This is a genomic window from Schinkia azotoformans LMG 9581 (assembly GCF_000307855.1).
Lineage (GTDB): Bacteria > Bacillota > Bacilli > Bacillales > Bacillaceae_J > Schinkia > Schinkia azotoformans.
Window position 1 is genome coordinate 72,646 of sequence record NZ_AJLR01000040.1, and the last position, 17,748, is coordinate 90,393.

General features: G+C 38.8%; 18 protein-coding genes. All 18 read left to right on the top strand.

What is annotated here, in order from left to right:
• The first annotated feature begins 18 nt into the window (after window positions 1–18).
• The 18 genes from opp1B to BAZO_RS04720 all read left to right on the top strand — a co-directional run bounded on the left by opp1B (window position 19) and on the right by BAZO_RS04720 (window position 17,698).
• On the top strand, window positions 19–948 hold the full coding sequence (opp1B, locus tag BAZO_RS04635) for a nickel/cobalt ABC transporter permease (protein WP_003330146.1): 930 nt from the start codon (window positions 19–21) through the stop codon (window positions 946–948).
• Between the two features lie 5 nt (window positions 949–953).
• On the top strand, window positions 954–1,790 hold the full coding sequence (gene opp1C, locus BAZO_RS04640; RefSeq protein WP_003330148.1) for a nickel/cobalt ABC transporter permease: 837 nt from the start codon (window positions 954–956) through the stop codon (window positions 1,788–1,790).
• 4 nt (window positions 1,791–1,794) lie between these two features.
• Window positions 1,795–2,616 carry an ABC transporter ATP-binding protein gene (locus tag BAZO_RS04645; RefSeq protein WP_003330149.1) on the top strand — a complete coding sequence of 274 codons (822 nt, stop codon included), beginning with the start codon at window positions 1,795–1,797 and terminating at the stop codon, window positions 2,614–2,616.
• Window positions 2,609–3,388 carry an ABC transporter ATP-binding protein gene (locus BAZO_RS04650; RefSeq protein WP_003330150.1) on the top strand — a complete coding sequence of 260 codons (780 nt, stop codon included), beginning with the start codon at window positions 2,609–2,611 and terminating at the stop codon, window positions 3,386–3,388. The genes BAZO_RS04645 and BAZO_RS04650 overlap by 8 nt, the downstream gene beginning before the upstream one ends.
• Before the next feature lies 1 nt (window position 3,389).
• Complete coding sequence (locus tag BAZO_RS04655; protein ID WP_003330151.1) at window positions 3,390–3,908, top strand: GNAT family N-acetyltransferase; 519 nt, start codon at window positions 3,390–3,392, stop codon at window positions 3,906–3,908.
• Window positions 3,909–4,103: 195 nt separating this feature from the next.
• Entirely contained in the window at window positions 4,104–5,174 is a 1,071-nt protein-coding gene (locus tag BAZO_RS04660) for a hydrogenase small subunit (RefSeq protein ID WP_003330152.1), read from the top strand.
• Window positions 5,175–5,197: 23 nt separating this feature from the next.
• The gene (locus tag BAZO_RS04665) at window positions 5,198–6,913 is read left to right on the top strand and encodes a nickel-dependent hydrogenase large subunit (RefSeq protein WP_003330153.1); all 1,716 of its coding nucleotides are present in this window, start codon (window positions 5,198–5,200) and stop codon (window positions 6,911–6,913) included.
• Window positions 6,914–6,928: 15 nt separating this feature from the next.
• Window positions 6,929–7,681: a Ni/Fe-hydrogenase, b-type cytochrome subunit gene (gene cybH / locus BAZO_RS04670; protein ID WP_003330154.1), complete on the top strand. Its 753-nt coding sequence runs from the start codon at window positions 6,929–6,931 to the stop codon at window positions 7,679–7,681.
• On the top strand, window positions 7,653–8,141 hold the full coding sequence (locus tag BAZO_RS04675) for a HyaD/HybD family hydrogenase maturation endopeptidase (protein ID WP_003330155.1): 489 nt from the start codon (window positions 7,653–7,655) through the stop codon (window positions 8,139–8,141). The genes cybH and BAZO_RS04675 overlap by 29 nt, the downstream gene beginning before the upstream one ends.
• A 1-nt stretch (window position 8,142) precedes the next feature.
• Window positions 8,143–8,559, top strand: a complete 417-nt coding sequence (locus BAZO_RS04680) for a hypothetical protein (protein WP_003330156.1) — start codon at window positions 8,143–8,145, stop codon at window positions 8,557–8,559.
• A 35-nt stretch (window positions 8,560–8,594) separates the two neighbouring features.
• Complete coding sequence (locus tag BAZO_RS04685) at window positions 8,595–8,945, top strand: hydrogenase maturation nickel metallochaperone HypA/HybF (protein WP_003330157.1); 351 nt, start codon at window positions 8,595–8,597, stop codon at window positions 8,943–8,945.
• A gap of 14 nt (window positions 8,946–8,959) precedes the next feature.
• Window positions 8,960–9,622 (top strand): hydrogenase nickel incorporation protein HypB, encoded by a 663-nt coding sequence (gene hypB, locus BAZO_RS04690; protein ID WP_003330159.1) that lies wholly within the window; start codon window positions 8,960–8,962, stop codon window positions 9,620–9,622.
• Entirely contained in the window at window positions 9,604–11,892 is a 2,289-nt protein-coding gene (gene hypF, locus BAZO_RS04695) for a carbamoyltransferase HypF (RefSeq protein ID WP_003330160.1), read from the top strand. The genes hypB and hypF overlap by 19 nt, the downstream gene beginning before the upstream one ends.
• 34 nt (window positions 11,893–11,926) lie before the next feature.
• Window positions 11,927–12,151 (top strand): HypC/HybG/HupF family hydrogenase formation chaperone, encoded by a 225-nt coding sequence (locus BAZO_RS04700; protein ID WP_003330161.1) that lies wholly within the window; start codon window positions 11,927–11,929, stop codon window positions 12,149–12,151.
• Window positions 12,135–13,244 carry a hydrogenase formation protein HypD gene (gene hypD / locus BAZO_RS04705; protein ID WP_003330162.1) on the top strand — a complete coding sequence of 370 codons (1,110 nt, stop codon included), beginning with the start codon at window positions 12,135–12,137 and terminating at the stop codon, window positions 13,242–13,244. Before BAZO_RS04700 ends, hypD begins: the two co-directional genes overlap by 17 nt.
• Window positions 13,245–13,246: 2 nt before the next feature.
• Complete coding sequence (gene hypE / locus BAZO_RS04710) at window positions 13,247–14,254, top strand: hydrogenase expression/formation protein HypE (protein WP_003330163.1); 1,008 nt, start codon at window positions 13,247–13,249, stop codon at window positions 14,252–14,254.
• A 174-nt stretch (window positions 14,255–14,428) separates the two neighbouring features.
• Window positions 14,429–16,438, top strand: a complete 2,010-nt coding sequence (locus tag BAZO_RS04715; protein WP_003330164.1) for a methyl-accepting chemotaxis protein — start codon at window positions 14,429–14,431, stop codon at window positions 16,436–16,438.
• Window positions 16,439–16,756: 318 nt separating this feature from the next.
• Window positions 16,757–17,698: a manganese-dependent inorganic pyrophosphatase gene (locus BAZO_RS04720; RefSeq protein ID WP_003330165.1), complete on the top strand. Its 942-nt coding sequence runs from the start codon at window positions 16,757–16,759 to the stop codon at window positions 17,696–17,698.
• Window positions 17,699–17,748 lie beyond the last annotated feature (50 nt).

A 17,748-nucleotide genomic window follows, 5' to 3' on the forward strand; every position in this document is an offset into this window, starting at 1 on the left:
ATGGATTTGGGGGTATAAATGAATAGATACATCCTAAATAGAATGCTAGGCATTGTTCCAATTGTTATTGGAATTTCCTTTCTATCCTTTGTTTTAATTAATCTAAATCCTAGTGATCCAGCGGAAGTTGCGTTACGTGTTAATGATGTAATCGCTACGGAACAAGCTGTAGCAGAAAAGCGTTTGGAGCTTGGATTGGACAAACCTTTTATGGAACGGTATCTTGATTGGATTTTTGGGAGTTTTCATGGGGATTTTGGGACTAGTTTTATAACAAAGGAGCCTGTCCTTGCTGAAATGAAGAACGCGATAGCAGCCACGCTTTTACTGGTGGCCGTTGCCCTGATTATGATTATGGTTGTGAGCATTACAGTAAGTATTTTTTGTGTGATTTACGAAAATAGCATAGGAGATCGTTTAATAAGAGCGGTCGTTTTTATCGGTGAAGCGATGCCGAGCTTTTGGATAGGAATACTCCTCATATGGTTCTTTTCTGTAAAACTAGGATTGTTCCCAATCGGCGGTATGGAAACACCTAGTTCTGTAGTCTTGCCAGCTCTTACTCTTTCACTCGGTTATATTTCGATGTATGTTCGATTGATCCGAAATAATATGGTGCAAAACAAAAGTGAATCCTATGTTTTTTATGCCCGCGTTCGAGGTCTTAAAAAGCGGGTAATATTAAAGCATATTTTAAAAAATTCGTTGCTATCAACAATAACAGCCATTGGTATGTCAATTCCCAAGCTGATTGCAGGTGCAGTCGTCGTAGAGAATATCTTTGCTTGGCCGGGTGTAGGAAGATTATGTGTAACGGCAATCTTTAATCATGATTATCCGATAATCCAAGCCTATATACTGATTATGGCTGTTTTATTTGTTGTTTTTAATTTACTCGTCGATATCATAACTGCGTTTGTAGATCCAAGAGTGAGAAAAGGGGCGTAATAGGTGTGCGATTAATAGAAAGACTTAAGAAAGATCGGCTTGCTGTACTATGTGCGGGCATTCTGCTCGTTATCATAATCGTTGGAATCTTTGCACCTTTTATTGCCCCAAATAGTCCAATCGATGTAAATGTGAAGGAGAAAATTGCAGGGGTTAGTTGGAAATATCCTTTGGGGACCGATCATCTTGGCCGTTGTATATTATCAAGATTGATATATGGAATTCGTACAACCGTTGTCCTATCAATAGCAGCAATGATGACAACGATCTTAATAGGAACTCTGTTAGGGTTACTTGCCGGTTATTTTCGCGGCAAGGTTGATGAAATAATAATGAGAATTTGCGATGTTTTTTTATCAATACCAAGTGAGATCATGATCTTAGCAATCGTTGGGATTTTAGGTACGGGTTTAGTAAATATCGTATCTGCAGCCATCATCGCTAAATTGGCTTGGTATACAAGGATGATTCGAACCATTGTCATTAAATATTCAGACAAAGGTTATATTCATTTTGCAAAAGTTAACGGATTAAGTACAGGCCACATTATGAAAAAGCATATTCTGCCTGGGGCTGCTGGTGAAATAATGGTCCTCGCTACACTTGATACTGGATCAGTAATTTTAACAATTTCAGCTCTTTCATTTTTAGGGTTGGGTGTGCAAGCACCTACACCAGAATGGGGAATGATGTTAAATGAAGCCAAGAATATTATGACAGTAGCACCTCTACAAATGCTCTTCCCTGGATTAGCAATCGTCCTTGTTGTTGCGGCATTTAATTTTTTAGGAGACAGTTTACAAACTTCTCATCATATAAAAGGGGATAATATAACGAGGTGAGGACATGGTAGTCTTAGCTATGCAAAACCTAGTCATTAGGGACTTTAGGACAAAGGCTGTCCTTGTAAATGGGATTAATTTTACATTGGAGAGGAATAGCTGTCTAGCCATTGTCGGTGAAAGCGGTAGCGGTAAAACGGTCATCTTAAAGGCCATCTTAGGGCTTACAAATCCTTCACTTGAGGCTTCAGGCTCTGTTTTCTTTGACGGTATTGATTTGCTTCAAGCGAAAGGAGAAATGATTAGAAGGATAAGAGGTAGACGAATTTGTATGATCCTCCAAGACCCATTAACAGCCTTTGACCCAGTCTATACAATTGGAAATCAAATGGCTGAAACTTTATGTGAACATCTCCAAATTTCTAAAAAAGAAGCCATGAAACGGTCACTATTTGAACTCCAACGGATGAATATAGGCGAGCCATTGGACGTTTTAAAAAAATATCCTCATCAGCTTTCAGGTGGGATGTTACAACGATGTATGATTGCCATCGTAATGGCGATGAAACCGGAGATTATAATTGCAGATGAACCAACTACTGCCCTTGACTCTATTAACCAAAATGAAGTATTAGCAGAATTTCAGAAAATTAGAAAGGAATATCGCACTTCACTTATTTTTGTTTCCCATGATCTTAAAATCGTGCAGAGTCTTGCAGATTACGTGTTAGTTTTGAAGGATGGAAAACAGGTGGAGTATGGTAGAGCGGAAGATATATTTTCACACCCAAAACACGAATACACAAAGTATTTACTAAACAGTCGAGATAAAGTAACCGAAGCCTTTATAAAGGCGATGAGTTTGGGGATTAGAAATAATGATTGAAGTAAAAAGAGTAAGTAAATCTTATTCGAAAGGTGAATATTGGTTTAGGGAAGATAATCAAACGGTATTAAAAGATATAACTTTTACAGTAAAGGCTGGGGAATGCGTAGGTTTGGTTGGAGAAAGTGGCAGTGGAAAAAGTACGCTAAGCCGAATTATAACGGGTCTTGAAAAAGCGGATAAAGGCGATGTACTTATTGATGGAAAAGTCGTCCCAGAGTGGAAGAAGGAAAATAAGGGACGAATGAGTATCGTATTTCAGGACTATGCTTCTTCTGTAAATCCAAACTTCACAGTAAAGGAAATTATTAGTGAACCGCTACTTGCGTTAGGTCAAAAAAATGATCGGATAGAAATCATAAATGAATTATTGGAAAAGTTTAGATTAACGAAATCATTACTTAACCGCTATCCACATGAAATAAGTGGGGGGCAATTACAAAGAGTGTGCCTTTTAAGGGCGATTAGTACATCCCCAAGATTTTTAGTGTTAGATGAGGCGTTAAGCGCTTTAGACGCGCCAACACAATCCCAATTATTAGAGTTATTAACTAGAATTAAGCGAGAAAGCAGGGTAACATATTTGTTTATCACACATGATATACTGTCAGCTGTGAAGCTTTGTGACAGAATATTGTTTTTATATAAAGGGGAAATAGTAGAGCAAATAGCGACGAATCAGCTTGCATATGTTCAACATGAGTACTCAAAAAAATTATTACATTCTGTTGCCAATGTCATCTTTCAAGAAAACAAGAGGGGTGTCTTCTAAGTTGAATACAATTCAATCCTTTATGATTAGAAGGGTTTCTAAAGATAACTACAGCCAAGTGATGGACTTTATTATTAGGCTCCGTAAAGAACTCTTTCCAATGTTATCCCAAGAGGATGTTCCAAAGGATCTCGTCTGTTTTGAAGAATATTATCACAATCAGGATGACGCAGCATTATTTGCAGCATTTTTATTAAATGGATACGTAGTAGGTACAATTGGGGTCCTTCCCTATGATGGACGTTTTAACCAGCTCCAGCAATTTTATGGCAATACTAATATGGCTGAAATTGTAAAATGTTATGTGGATTCTAACTATAGACGCTTGGGTATTGGCACCCGTTTATACAAAACCGCATTAGACTTCAGCCGTTCTGCCGGATATGAAGATCTTTACTTACATACCCATCCGTTTCTGCCTGGAGCTATTCCGTTTTGGAAAGCCAAAGGCTTTAGAAGCAGGATAGTGGAGGACGACCCGATTTGGAATACGATACATATGGATAAAAAATTAGTTTAAAGTCAAAGACGGCATTTACCAAAAATATATTGTTACCATGTTAATGCAGTTAAGGAGAATTAGTGAACAACTAAAAAAATCACATGATATTTTAAGATAATATGATAAATTCTAAAATAGGATGGTAAATATAACCTCCTATTTTTTATTTGTTTTTCCTTAAAGAATGGAGCTTCGCTTGGAGGGAGATTGCTTATGAATGAAAGAAAGTCCATCTATGAAACTGCACTGGAACGAGGGATATCTCGTCGAAACTTTTTAAAGATGTGTACAGCGTTAGCTGCAACAATGGGGTTGGACTTTTCCCAAACCGACCATGTTGTTAAAGCAATGGAAACTAAGAAAAGGGTGCCTGTTATATGGTTACAATTTCAAGATTGTACCGGTTGTTCTGAGTCGTTTATCCGTTCTACTCATCCGAAGGCTGAAAGCGTTTTACTTGATATGGTCTCACTTGAGTACACTGAACTATTATCGGTGGCATCTGGACATCAAGTAGAAGCAGCCCGAAAGCATGTTATTAAAAATTATCCTGGTGAGTACATCCTTTGTGTAGAAGGCAGTGTCCCTGGAGAAGATTATTATTGCACTGTCGGTGGACATTCTGCTAAAGATACTTTGCTTGAAACAGCAAAAGGTGCCATGGCGGTTATTACTTATGGTAGTTGCTCTTCCTGGGGAGGCATACCAGCCGCTTATCCAAACCCGACAAAGGCTGTTTCTGTAAGGGATATTGTCAAAAACAAGCCGGTCATTTTAGTGCCGGGTTGTCCGCCGATTGCGGAAGTAATGACGGGTGTGATTGCCCATTTTATTACTTTTGGTACAGTACCAGAGCTTGACCATCATGGCAGACCGAAGGCGTTTTACCGTCACCGGGTTCATGATAAATGTAATCGTCGTGCCTATTTTGATGCTGGTTTATTTGTGGAATCATTTGATGATGAAGGAGCAAAACAAGGTTATTGTCTTTATAAAGTTGGCTGTAAAGGACCAACTACGTATAACTCCTGTGCTGAAATGCGCTGGAATGGCGGCGTTAGTTATCCAATCCAATCTGGTAACCCGTGTATTGGTTGTTCAGAGAAAAATTTCTGGGATAACGGTCCATTCTTTGAGCGGCTTGCTGAAATCCCTGGAGGCCAAACGACATTTAATCCTGAGAAGGTTGGACTATATGCCGCAGGTGTGACAGCTGTCGGTGTTGCTGCACATGCTACAGCTACTGCAGTAAAGAAAAAGATGGATGAAAAACAAAAACAATAGTTTACGGTAGAGGTGAAATATAAATGGCACAACGTATTGTAGTCGATCCAGTTACACGTATAGAGGGTCACTTACGGATTGAAGCGGATATAAATAATGGTGTAATCGAGAGAGCGTACAGCTCTGGAACAGCGGTGCGTGGAATTGAATTAATCGTTAAAGACCGGGATCCACGTGATGTTTGGGCGTTTGTTCAGCGTATCTGTGGAGTTTGTACAACAACACATGCATTGGCATCCATCCGTTCGGTTGAGGATGCGCTAGATATTAAAATTCCCAAAAATGCCCATTTAATTCGCGATATTATGAACGCGGCAGTGTTTGTCCATGACCATGTCGTTCATTTCTATCATTTACATGCACTTGACTGGGTAGATATCGTCAGTGCTTTAAACGCAGATCCAAATGAAACGAGCCGCATTGCCCAATCGATCTCCGACTGGCCTAAATCATCACCTGGTTATTTTAAAGAAATCAAAGAAAAAGTACAAAAAATCGTTGATAGTGGTCAATTGGGCATTTTTGCTAACGGATACTGGGGACACCCTGAATATAAACTTCCGCCGGAAGTGAATTTACTAGCAGTAGCCCACTACTTAGAAGCATTGGATTGGCAAAAGGAAATCGTTAAAATACATACAATCTTTGGTGGTAAAAATCCGCATCCACATTATGTTGTCGGTGGTATGGCTACCCCGATTGATATTAATAGTGATAACGGTATCCATGCTGAGCGTTTAATGCACGTTTCACAGCTAATAGACGAGGCTAATGAGTTTGTAAACAAGGTATATATACCAGATCTATTAGCAATCGGTTCTTACTATAAGGACTGGTTATACGGTGGGGGCCTAAATAACTATTTATCATATGGAGACTTTGCAACTGGTGATATTCGGGATGTTAACACCTACCGTATGCCACGGGGAGTCATTTTAAATGGGGACTTAACGAAGGTATTGGATATCGATCCAACGGATCCTGAGCAGGTCAAGGAGTTTATTGATCACTCTTGGTATTCCTATGATGGTAAGGATAATGGTGGAAAGCATCCGTGGGAGGGTGAAACAACCTTAAATTACACTGGACCTAAAGCTCCTTTTACGGAATTGAATACGGCTGAAAAATACAGCTGGATTAAAGCTCCGCGCTGGAAGGAAGAGCCGATGGAGACAGGTCCATTAGCTAGATTAATCGTAGGATATGCAAAAGGGCAAAAGGAGATTGTGGAAATTGTTGATGCAACATTAGAAAAATTAGGCGTTGGAATAGAGGCTCTTCAATCTGCATTAGGTCGTACAGTTGCACGCGGCTTAGAATCAGTCTTAGTTGCAAAATGGATGAGAGAGGATATGGACCAGTTATTAACCAACATAAAGAATGGTGACCAAGTTACATTTGACCGTACAAAATGGGAACCAAAAACATGGCAGAATCAGGCAAAAGGAGTTGGCTGGGTGGAAGCGCCTCGTGGTTCGCTCGGACACTGGGTAGTCATAGAGGATGCAAAGGTGAAAGGTTATCAGGCTGTTGTACCTACTACATGGAATGCTTCCCCAATTGATGGAAACGGTAAAATCGGGGCATATGAAGCTTCTTTGGCTGGAACTCCTGTTCATGATCCCAATCTGCCGTTGGAAATTATCCGGATTATTCATTCCTTTGACCCGTGTCTAGCCTGTGCGGTTCATTTAACAGACCTGGAAAACAATAAGACAACTGAAATTAAATTAGGATAAAAGGGGGTTCAACTGATGATTAACCCTTCTAATAAAGCGTTCGACCCGGATGGATTAAGAATTTCCGAAAAGAAGGGGGGGCATATTTATGTTTGGCAGGCCCCGGTCCGTGTTTTTCACTGGATTAATGCAGCGGCTATTATCATTTTAATGGTAACTGGGATTTATATTGGCAGACCGTTCGTTAGTGCCCCTATCCCTGAAGAGGCCTCGTACAACTTTTTAATGGGCTGGGTCCGAATCGTTCACTTTGTTACAGCGTTTATTTTCACATTTAATTTGGTTATTCGTTGGTATTGGGTATTTGCAGGGAATGAGTACGCAACTTCCAACCTACTAAGAAAAGACTTTTGGCTCGGCATCTTTGAAACATTAAAGTCTTATTTATTCTTACCAAACAAGAAAAAGCACTACATCGGACATAACCCGTTAGCCCAATTGAGCTATTGGCTCTTTATTGGCGTTGGTTCAATCATTGTTATTTTTACGGGATTTTATATGTTTCTTGAGCCACAACCTGAATCGACTTTGGGAAAACTATTCAGCTGGGTTCCTTACGTATTTGGTAACAGCTTTACAATCCGTTCTTGGCATCATATTGCGGCATGGGGCTTTATGGTCTTTATGATCGTCCATGTTTACATGGCATTTCGTGAGGATTGGTTACAAAAGAATGGAACATTGTCATCCATTTTTACTGGCTACAAGCATGAGCAAGAACATATTGAAGGTGGAGAAATTGACAAAACTAAAAAACAAGCAAACTAATAAAATCTCAATACTTGGAATCGGCAACACCCTCTATTCTGATGAGGGTGTTGCTATCCATGTGTTGCCTTTACTCGAAAACGCCTTAGCGGGCTTTGAAAATGTTGAGATTATTGAAGGGGCTACAGACGGTATGCGCCTTTTAGGACCAGTGGAAGAAGCCGACTATTTATTAATTATCGATGCTATTAATGCCGGAGAAGCGGGAGGAACATTAATTACAATTAGTAATGATGATATTCCACAGTATTTTGGAGTGAAAATGTCAATTCATCAAGTAGGCTTTCAAGAAGTTTTATTTGCATCAAAGATTCGTGACAAATTACCAAATGAAATGGTTATGATTGGCGTTCAACCGGAATCATTAGTATTAGGTGTTGAATTGTCTGATACTGTACGTGCTGTATTACCAGATTTAGTGATTGCGGTTGTAGAGCAAGTGAAGAAGTGGAGCAACTAAAATGGATCGCTTAGGTTTTTTTTCTTATGTCAAAAAGAGCCTCGTAAATACAGTTAAGGAAATTAGTGTGCCTTTTGTTGAGGAGGATATAAAAAAGGTTGATCGATGGATTGACGATTTGGCAGGGATTGAGTGGATTCCAATCCAAGGAAAAGAGTTAGATGACGCAGTTGGCTACAAGGATTTATATATTGCAAACAAACATTTTCTATCATTTTTTAATGGTGAAGATGTTCGCATTTATGAAAAGGTGTGTCAAAAATGTCATATAATTGTTCATTGGCTAAGTTATGATGAAAGTTTAAAATGTTTTCAATGTGATACTTCATTCAAAGTCAAGGAGAGGCAAGGTGAATTACAACTAAAAGAATACCGGGCAAAATGTGAAAACGGCATTTGGTTTATTGGTATTCTTTAAATTTTACAATATTTACCACTATAAGGAAGATGTATATGCATGAAATGGCTTTAATGGGTGATATATTAAACATCGTTGGTACAAATGCCAAAAATCAAAGCATAAGAAAGGTGAATAAAGTACATTTAATTGTTGGAGATTTGAGTAATGCTTTACCTGATGCACTGGAGATGGCCTTTGATATCTATAAAAGGCAAGGCATTGACTTTTTAAACGAATACTCCCAATTAGTGATCCATCGTGAGGAAGCGAAAGCTATTTGTTCGCTTTGTCAAAGAGAGTATGTGCCTGATCAAAGGATTGCGGTTTGTCCGGAATGTCATATACCTACTGGAAGGTTGATCTCAGGTGAAACATTTAAAGTAGATTCGTATGAAGGGGAATAAGGAGGAAAAAGACGATGAAAGTTATCTTAGGAGAAGATGTACTAGTAGACAATAACACAGCAGCAGCTTTTAATAGAGAACAATTCGTAAAAAATAATATTCTCGTAATCAACCTTATGAGTTCACCAGGTGCCGGTAAAACAACACTGCTGCAGAAAACAGTGGCCTGCCTTTCTAATGAATTTCGTATTGGTGTTATAGAAGGTGATCTAGCCACAGAAATAGACGCCAACCGAATTCGTGAGGCTGGAGCACAGGCGGTTCAAATTAATACCGGTGGCGGCTGTCATTTGGATGCTAGAATGATAGCGAAGACTTTACCACAATTTGATCTAGAGCATTTTGATATATTGTTTATTGAGAATGTAGGGAACCTCGTTTGCCCATCAGGCTATGATCTAGGTCAAAATCATAAAATAGCGATATTAAGTGTTCCTGAAGGAAATGATAAAATTCCTAAATATCCAGTGATGTTCCGTCGCACTGAAATGGTCATTCTCAATAAGATTGATCTTCTTCCGTATTTGGATTTTAGTGTTGAACAAGCTATAGAAGATTTAAAAGGAATTAATCCTGATTCTAGTCTAATGATAGTATCCGCTAGAACAGATGAGGGGATGGACCAATGGATCAATTGGATCAGGAGTGCCTATCAACAATGCCAAAGGCAATCTTAGTAAGAATAAAAGGACGGGTTCAAGGTGTGGGATTCCGTCCCTTTGTCTATCAACTTGCGAAAAAGTATGGTTTGAAAGGAACTGTGCAAAATAATATGGATGGTGTTCGCTTAGTATTGGAAGGGCAGGAAAAAACACTGTGTTATATGTTGGATGAACTAGAAAATAAGAGTCCACGCTTAAGCAGAATAGATTCAATAGAGAGCGAAGAACTCTCTTATTCTAACTTTCAAGATTTTACTATTATTCCAAGTGAACGGTTGGGTACATCTTCACTTGTGATTCCTGTCGATGCATCGGTTTGTGATGATTGCTTAAAGGAAATGAATGATCCTACAAATTTTCGGTTTCAGTATCCGTTTATTAATTGCACCCAATGCGGGCCACGTTACACAATTATTGATGAATTACCATATGACCGCACCTTTACAGTCATGCGTGAATTTGAAATGTGTGAAAAATGCCGAAATGAATACAACGATCCAACAAACCGCCGCCACCATGCCCAACCAATCGCATGTCCGTTTTGTGGACCAAAGGTTACTCTTTATTCAATAAATGGTAAAAAAGAGGCTACTGGGTCCGATGCTATTCATTTAGCTAAGGAGCAGTTGAAAGCGGGAAAAATATTGGCGGTAAAAGGGATTGGTGGCTATCATCTTGCTTGCGATGCAACGAATCAAAAAGCAATTGAGGAACTAAGGAGAAGAAAAACAAGACCACAAAAACCATTGGCAATTATGGTGAAAAATATAGAGTTGGTAAAAACAAGTTGTGAAGTGAATTCACTTGAGGAAAAAGCTTTAATCTCAACAGAAGCTCCAATTGTCGTTCTTAGACAAAAGCAACCGCATCAATTACCAACAGCTCTGGCACCTGGAATCAAGACTCTCGGTGTCATGCTTCCTTATACGCCACTACATCACCTGTTATTCGCTGAAAGCAAGCTGGACTATCTTGTGATGACAAGTGCCAATCCATCTGGGATGCCAATGCTATATAAGGATGATGAAGCGTTTGATTATTTAGGTGATATCGCTGATTATGTGTTGACGGGAAATCGAAAAATCAAGCACCCTATTGATGACTCCGTAATTCAGGTGATTAATAGTGAAATAACATTTTTACGACGGGCGAGAGGATATGTCCCTGACCCGATTTATACAAAGAATAGTCATCACGGTGTTCTTGCTTTTGGTTCCCAGCAAAAAAATACATTTGCAATTGGAAGACATCATGAGATTTTTGTCGGGCCACATATTGGGGATATGAACCATTACAATATGCTTCAGCACTATAACCAAGAATTAGACCATCTCCTTCAATGGATGGGGCCATTTGAAAACCCTGTAATTGCAATCGATAAGCATCCCGGTTATACCGTTCGTGAATTGTTGGATAAGTTTAATCCTTCCAAGGTTGTCGAAGTCCAGCACCATCATGCCCATCATGTTTCTTGTATGGTTGACAATGGAGTGGACGAGTGTTGCTTTGGGATTATCCTTGATGGAACCGGATACGGGGAGGATGGGAATGTTTGGGGATTCGAAATTTTATACGGTGATGCCGTAAATTACAAACGTTTAGCCCATTTGCGCTATACTCCACTTCCAGGAGGAGAAAAGGCGATTAAAGAGCCATGGAGAATCGCGGTAGGAATGCTGATTGAACATTTTGGGGTAGAGGGAAAAAAGGTATCTGAACAGCTATTTCCTGAAAAAAAATATGAAATTGGCATTATTCATAACATGATCGAAAAAACTCTCAATAGTCCTCTTGCAGGTTCATGTGGTCGGCTTTTTGATGCTGTAAGTGCAATCTTAGGAGTTTGTACAACTTCCAGCTATGATGGAGAAGCTGCTATCAAGCTTTCAGAACTAATGGATGCAACGGCGTCCTTATCGAATAATGGCTATGGTTATCAGTTTAATAGGGTGGGAGAACTGCTTGAAATTGATTTTGCACGATGTCTTTCAGGAATTGTTCACGATTATGTAAACGGTCGTAACAAGAAAGAAATTATCCATGCCTTCCACGAAACCATTGTAAAAGCTTGTCGAGATTGCATTAAAATAATGAGTACCCAGTTGCCTCAAGCAAATCGTAAGGTAGTTTTGTCAGGCGGTAGTTTTCATAATCCATTTTTAGTAACACAAATGAAAAGAATTCTAGAAATGGAAGGTTTTAGAGTGTATACCCATAAACAAGTTCCTTGTAATGATGGGGGTCTTTCCTTAGGGCAACTAAAGGTTGCCTCAGCACAAAACTGATTGAATTATGCGCAAGATGAAAGGAGATATTTCGATGTGCGTAGGTGTACCTGCTAAAGTTCTTGAAAAACAAGAATATAGTGCTGTCGTAGATGTGATGGGTTCACGGATGACGGTTGGTATCATTTTTGTTCCAGAAGTTGAAATTGATGATTTTGTTGTTGTTCATGCTGGACAAGCCATGTCCATTATCGATGAAAAATTCGCAAAAGAAAGCATGGATGAATGGAGGAAGCTTGCTGATGTTAGAGATGCTTGAACAAACATCTAATCCGGAAATTAGCAAAAGACTTCTTGAAAAAACGATACAACATGCAAAAAAATTCGAAGAAAAATATGGTCATAAACCAGCTTTTATGGAGGTTTGTGGTTCACACACGATGGCTTTAGCTCGCACAGGAGTAAAAAAGGCTCTTCAGGCCCATGTCAAATTAATTTCCGGACCGGGTTGTCCTGTTTGTGTAACCGATCAAAAATCAATTGATGCTATGATTGAGTTAGCGAATGGAGAAAATCGCATCATTTGTACATTTGGTGATATGATCCGTGTTCCGGGTACAAAGCGAACCTTAATGGAAGCAAAAACTGAAGGTGCAGATATCCGTATTATCTATTCACCAACTGATGCTGTTCGAATTGCGGAGGAAAATCCTACTAAAGAAGTTATCTTTTTAGGTGTAGGGTTTGAAACGACAATCCCGATCTTAGGGGTGGCTTTAAAGACTGCTTATGAAAAACAAGTTAAAAACTTTTCAATGTGGGTCACAACAAAGCTTGTTGAGCCTGTTCTCCGCACTTTATTAGATGCTGGTGAAGTAAAAGTCGATGGCTTTATGCTACCAGGCCATGTTTCAATTGTCTTAGGAAGAAAAGGGTACCAGTATTTGGTTGATGAATATAAGATTCCTGGTGTTATTACTGCTTTTGAGCCCGTCGAGCTTCTAAGTGGAATCTATCATCTTATCGATCTATTGCTTGAAGAACGAGTCGATATAATTAATAACTATAAAAGGATTGTGACTGAGGATGGCAACCCAGTTACTCAAAAGATTTTGGAAACGTATTTCAAGCCTTGTGATGAAGCTTGGCGTGGATTAGGGATCATTCCGAATAGCGGGTTAGATATCCATGATAATTTTGCAAATTTAAATGCAAAAAATAGATTTGAGGTTCAGGTTGGCGAGCCTAAAAAGACAAAATGCCGTTGTGGTGAAATTATTTGTGGCTTAGTTGGTCCTGAGGATTGTAAATTATTTGGAAAGGCCTGTACACCAGCAAACCCAATTGGACCGTGTATGGTGTCTGGTGAAGGTAGTTGTGCTGCCCATTACCAATACATGAGGGAGGAATAATTATGAGTGAACGGATTAGTTTAGCACATGGTGATGGCGGTGAATGGGCCCATAAACTTATTCAGGATGTTTTTGTAAGGAACTTTGGACATCAAAAGGAAGCACAATTAGATGCAGCTCCACTATCCCTTTCAAGGGCTGAAATAGCCTTTACAACAGATAGTTTTGTAGTCAGGCCGATCTTTTTCCCCGGCGGAAATATAGGCAAGCTAGCGGTTGCCGGCACTGTGAACGATCTTGCAGTAACAGGTGCTAAGCCTGAGTATTTAACAGCTTCCTTTATTATCGAAGAGGGATTTCCAATCAGTGATTTAAAAAGCATCGTGGAGTCCATGTTTCAGGAGGCTAAAAAAGCTGGAGTTCGGATTGTTGCAGGAGATACGAAGGTAGTTGAACGGGGAAGTGCTGACGGACTTTACATTAACACTACTGGGATAGGGATTTTTGAATCCGAAGAAAAACGTGTCAAGCCTGAAAGTATCAAAGAGGGTGATTCCATTATTATTAGTGGGACCATTGGCGATCATGGGATTGCGATTTTAAGTGCCCGTGGTGAACTTGGAATCCAGACCGACCTTTCGAGCGATTGTGCTTCCCTTAACCATATGATTCAAGACGTTTTGAACGTTTCTAATCATGTGAAAATGATGAGAGACCCAACGCGTGGAGGGTTAGCTACAACACTAGTGGAAATATGTGAGGATTTCCAGATCACAATGGAGATTGAGGAAAGATCGATACCTATTAAAAACCAAGTACATGGTGCCTCTGATATTTTAGGTTTTGACCCTCTTTATCTGGCAAACGAGGGTAAGATCATATTCATAGTCGCAAAAGAGGATGAAGATAAAGTATTGCATGTGTTACAGCGAAATAATAAGGGAAAGGATGCCTGTGTGATTGGTAAGGTTACATCAAAGGATAAAGGGCAGCTTTTTATAACTACCCCGATTGGAAGTAAAAGGAGGTTGAATAGACTGGTAGGTATGCAACTTCCTAGAATATGTTAAATGTAAAAGAGGGTGTCACTAACGTTCACGGGGACATCCTTTTGTATTCCATATAAACAAAAAACTCCCGCTTATCGTAAAAATATTTGTAATATTTTGTTGTTTTTTGTCGTGAATAATTATACCATTATATTTATCTAGCTTTAAGTTAATGTAAGGGGAGTCGTAGTATTTATGGTTGAAAAGAAAAGGTTTAGTTCCAATAGTATCCGAACAAAATTTATAGCATCATTTTTATTAGTATCATTGATTCCTTTATTAATCGTTTCTTTGTTAGTATCTAACTTAAACAGCAAAATCACTATTTCTAAAGAAAAAGAATCAATGCATGGCCTCGTTTTAAGTAAAGCACAGGCAATGGATGAATGGTTCCGGACTCAAATGGCTGAACTACAACTAGTAGCGGAAACAGAAACCATTAAATCAATGGATAATGAACGGATTTTCCCGTTTATTTCAATTGTTAACGAAAGATCAGAAGTCTTTGAGACCAATTTTATCGTTAATTCTAAAGGGACTGTTATTTCTCATACAACCCCGAAAAATATCGGCTCTGATTATAGTGACCGTTCCTATGTTCAAGCGGCATTAACAAAAGGCGAGTCATCCTACTCTGAAGTATTAATATCTAAAGCAACGGGCAATCGAATTGTAGTTGTAGCTACTCCAATAAAAGATAATGGTGGAAAAGTGATTGGTGTACTAGCCGGGTCCGCGAATTTTGAGGCTCTTGTTGATACATTTTTAAAGGATGGGATTGATAAAGCCTCTGGTATTACGCTTGTAGATGCTGAAAAACGCCTACAAGTAGCACCTAATAAAGAAGATATTTACTCAACAATTGATGAAGCCTCTATCAGTAGTACATTGAAAGCAGCGCTCAGAAAAAGTTTAGTTGAATCTGGAATTTCTTTATTTGAACTATCAAATGAAAACTTTTTAATTGCGTATGCACCAATTCAAACGGTGGGCTATGGGTTAAGCATCAGTATGCCCGAGAAATTAGCTTTGGAAGAATCTAATGCGATTGAAAAACTAACATATCTGATAATAGTGATTTCGTCCATTTTGATTATCGCTCTTGCTTACTCTATTATTACTAAATTGATAAAGCCAATTCTAGCAGTTTCCGAAGGTATGAAAACTGTAGCAAACGGTGATTTAACCAGTCAACCTCTTGAAGTGAAGTCCAATGATGAAATTGGAAATTTAACTGCAAGCTTCAACGAAATGGTTGTTAATATGAAGGAGGTCATTAAAACAGTAGCCAATACAGCAGCACAGGTTTCAGCTTCCTCTGATGAATTAATGGCTAGTGCTGAACATACAAATGTGGCTACTGAACAAGTGACAGCTTCAGTTCAAGAAGTAGCAGGCAGTGCTGAGAAACAAACATACGAGGTTGAACATAATGCAAGAGCATTGGGAGAGGTTTCCAATGGTGTCAATCGGATTGTGGATAGTTCTAAAAAAGTATTCGAGCTTGCAAACCATACAACTACGCTAGCCGAAATTGGAGGCCAATCTGTTCAGGATACCGTGAACCAAATGAATTCCATTCATTCGTCTGTTAACGAATCCAATACGATGATTAAATCCCTATATGAGCGTTCACGTGAAGTAAGTTCTATATTGGATGTTATTACTGGTATCGCAGAGCAAACGAATCTGCTTTCCCTAAATGCTGCAATTGAGGCTGCAAGAGCGGGAGAACATGGCCGTGGATTTGCAGTCGTAGCTGATGAGGTGCGCAAGCTTGCGGAGCAATCGCAACAATCTGCCAAAGAAATTCTTGCAATAGTGGAAGGAATCCAAAAGGACACGGAAAGTTCAGTGCAAATTATGGCTCGTGTGACAGATGATGTCCAAGTAGGGGTTAAAGTTTCAAATGAAGCAATAGAGAAATTTAATGGAATCCTTCAAAGTACAAAGGAAATTACGCCGCAAATGGAAGAGGTATCCGCGATAGCGGAGCAAATGTCAGCTGCCGTACAGCAGGTATCTGCTACGATTAATGATCTTTCAGTAATTGCAAAAGGGAACGCTACAACAGCAGAAGAAGTAGCTGCATCAACAGAAGAACAAATGGCTTCCATGCAAGAAATAACAGCATCAGCCAATACTCTTTCATCAAAAGCGGAAGAATTAAATCAATTGATTTCTAAGTTTAAATATAAAAACTAGCAAGAAACAAAAAAGCTTACGTTCATCGCGTAAGCTTTTTTTAAAAATACATGGTGAGAAAGAACTTGAACAACAACCTGTTAATAATATGGAAATAAACATAATGTGACAATTTAACTGGTATGGTACTCAATATTAAAAAATATAATTATTTTATAGCGATATTTTTTTAAAAAGAAGTAATGTGATACAATAATTTTGACTTTTCTTACCTGTATTTTTACAGTAAAATATCTATGTACTTAAATTATTTAGTTATTTAAAAGTGGAAATCTTCTTAGAATGAAGAGCAAACTGCAAATGAAAAGGAGTAATCTTATGGAAAAGGTGTTTATTCTCGGTCATAAAAATCCTGACACAGATTCAATCTGTTCTGCGATTGTCTATAATGACTTAAAAACAAAATTAGGATTTAATACGGAAGCAATCCGTTTAGGAGAAATTAACGGGGAAACAAAATTCGCCCTTGACTATTTTGGAGCAAAAGAACCGCGTTTGGTTGAACAAGTTGCTTCTGAAGTAAGTACGGTTATTTTAGTAGACCATAACGAGCGTCAGCAAAGTGCGAATGATATTACAGAAGTGCGAATCGCAGAAGTAATTGACCATCACCGTGTCGCAAACTTCGAAACAAAGGATCCTTTGTATTTCCGTATTGAGCCGGTTGGTTGCACAGCAACCATTTTAAACAAAATGTACAAAGAAAATGGCGTTGCGATCGAAAAAGAAATTGCAGGCTTAATGCTTTCTGCTATTATTTCTGATTCATTATTATTTAAATCACCGACATGTACACAGCAAGATGTGGATGCTGCTAAAGAATTAGCAGCCATTGCGGGTGTAGATGCTGAAGATTATGGATTAGAAATGTTAAAAGCTGGCACTAATTTAAGTTCAAAAACTGCTGCTGAGTTAATCACACTTGATTCTAAAGAGTTTCCTATGGGAACTGCAAGGGTTCAAGTTGCTCAGGTAAATGCGATTGATCCAAACGATATTCTTGTACGTCAACAAGAGTTGGAAGAGGCTATGACAGCATTTATTAAAGAAAAGAACTTAGATTTATTCGTTCTAGTTGTAACGGATATTTTAAAGAGTGATTCAATTGCGCTAGCTCTTGGAGATTCAACTTCTAATCTTGAGGAAGCTTTTAAGGTTAAATTAAATAATAATTTAGCGATTTTACAAGGTGTTGTATCACGCAAGAAGCAAATCGTTCCACAATTAACTGAAAGTTTTACAAGTAAGCAAACATTATAAAATTGGGATTAAAATAGAAAGCCGCACTGTCCGAATTGAAATCCGGGCAG

What these genes read in the sequence shown, in the direction of transcription:
- opp1B (WP_003330146.1), top strand. Translation starts at nt 19, where the DNA reads ATGAATAGATACATCCTAAATAGAATGCTAGGCATTGTTCCAATTGTT.
- BAZO_RS04645 (WP_003330149.1), top strand. Translation starts at nt 1,795, where the DNA reads ATGGTAGTCTTAGCTATGCAAAACCTAGTCATTAGGGACTTTAGGACA.
- BAZO_RS04650 (WP_003330150.1), top strand. Translation starts at nt 2,609, where the DNA reads ATGATTGAAGTAAAAAGAGTAAGTAAATCTTATTCGAAAGGTGAATAT.
- BAZO_RS04660 (WP_003330152.1), top strand. Translation starts at nt 4,104, where the DNA reads ATGAATGAAAGAAAGTCCATCTATGAAACTGCACTGGAACGAGGGATA.
- BAZO_RS04665 (WP_003330153.1), top strand. Translation starts at nt 5,198, where the DNA reads ATGGCACAACGTATTGTAGTCGATCCAGTTACACGTATAGAGGGTCAC.
- cybH (WP_003330154.1), top strand. Translation starts at nt 6,929, where the DNA reads ATGATTAACCCTTCTAATAAAGCGTTCGACCCGGATGGATTAAGAATT.
- BAZO_RS04680 (WP_003330156.1), top strand. Translation starts at nt 8,143, where the DNA reads ATGGATCGCTTAGGTTTTTTTTCTTATGTCAAAAAGAGCCTCGTAAAT.
- BAZO_RS04685 (WP_003330157.1), top strand. Translation starts at nt 8,595, where the DNA reads ATGCATGAAATGGCTTTAATGGGTGATATATTAAACATCGTTGGTACA.
- hypB (WP_003330159.1), top strand. Translation starts at nt 8,960, where the DNA reads ATGAAAGTTATCTTAGGAGAAGATGTACTAGTAGACAATAACACAGCA.
- hypF (WP_003330160.1), top strand. Translation starts at nt 9,604, where the DNA reads ATGCCAAAGGCAATCTTAGTAAGAATAAAAGGACGGGTTCAAGGTGTG.
- BAZO_RS04700 (WP_003330161.1), top strand. Translation starts at nt 11,927, where the DNA reads ATGTGCGTAGGTGTACCTGCTAAAGTTCTTGAAAAACAAGAATATAGT.
- hypD (WP_003330162.1), top strand. Translation starts at nt 12,135, where the DNA reads ATGTTAGAGATGCTTGAACAAACATCTAATCCGGAAATTAGCAAAAGA.
- hypE (WP_003330163.1), top strand. Translation starts at nt 13,247, where the DNA reads ATGAGTGAACGGATTAGTTTAGCACATGGTGATGGCGGTGAATGGGCC.
- BAZO_RS04715 (WP_003330164.1), top strand. Translation starts at nt 14,429, where the DNA reads ATGGTTGAAAAGAAAAGGTTTAGTTCCAATAGTATCCGAACAAAATTT.
- BAZO_RS04720 (WP_003330165.1), top strand. Translation starts at nt 16,757, where the DNA reads ATGGAAAAGGTGTTTATTCTCGGTCATAAAAATCCTGACACAGATTCA.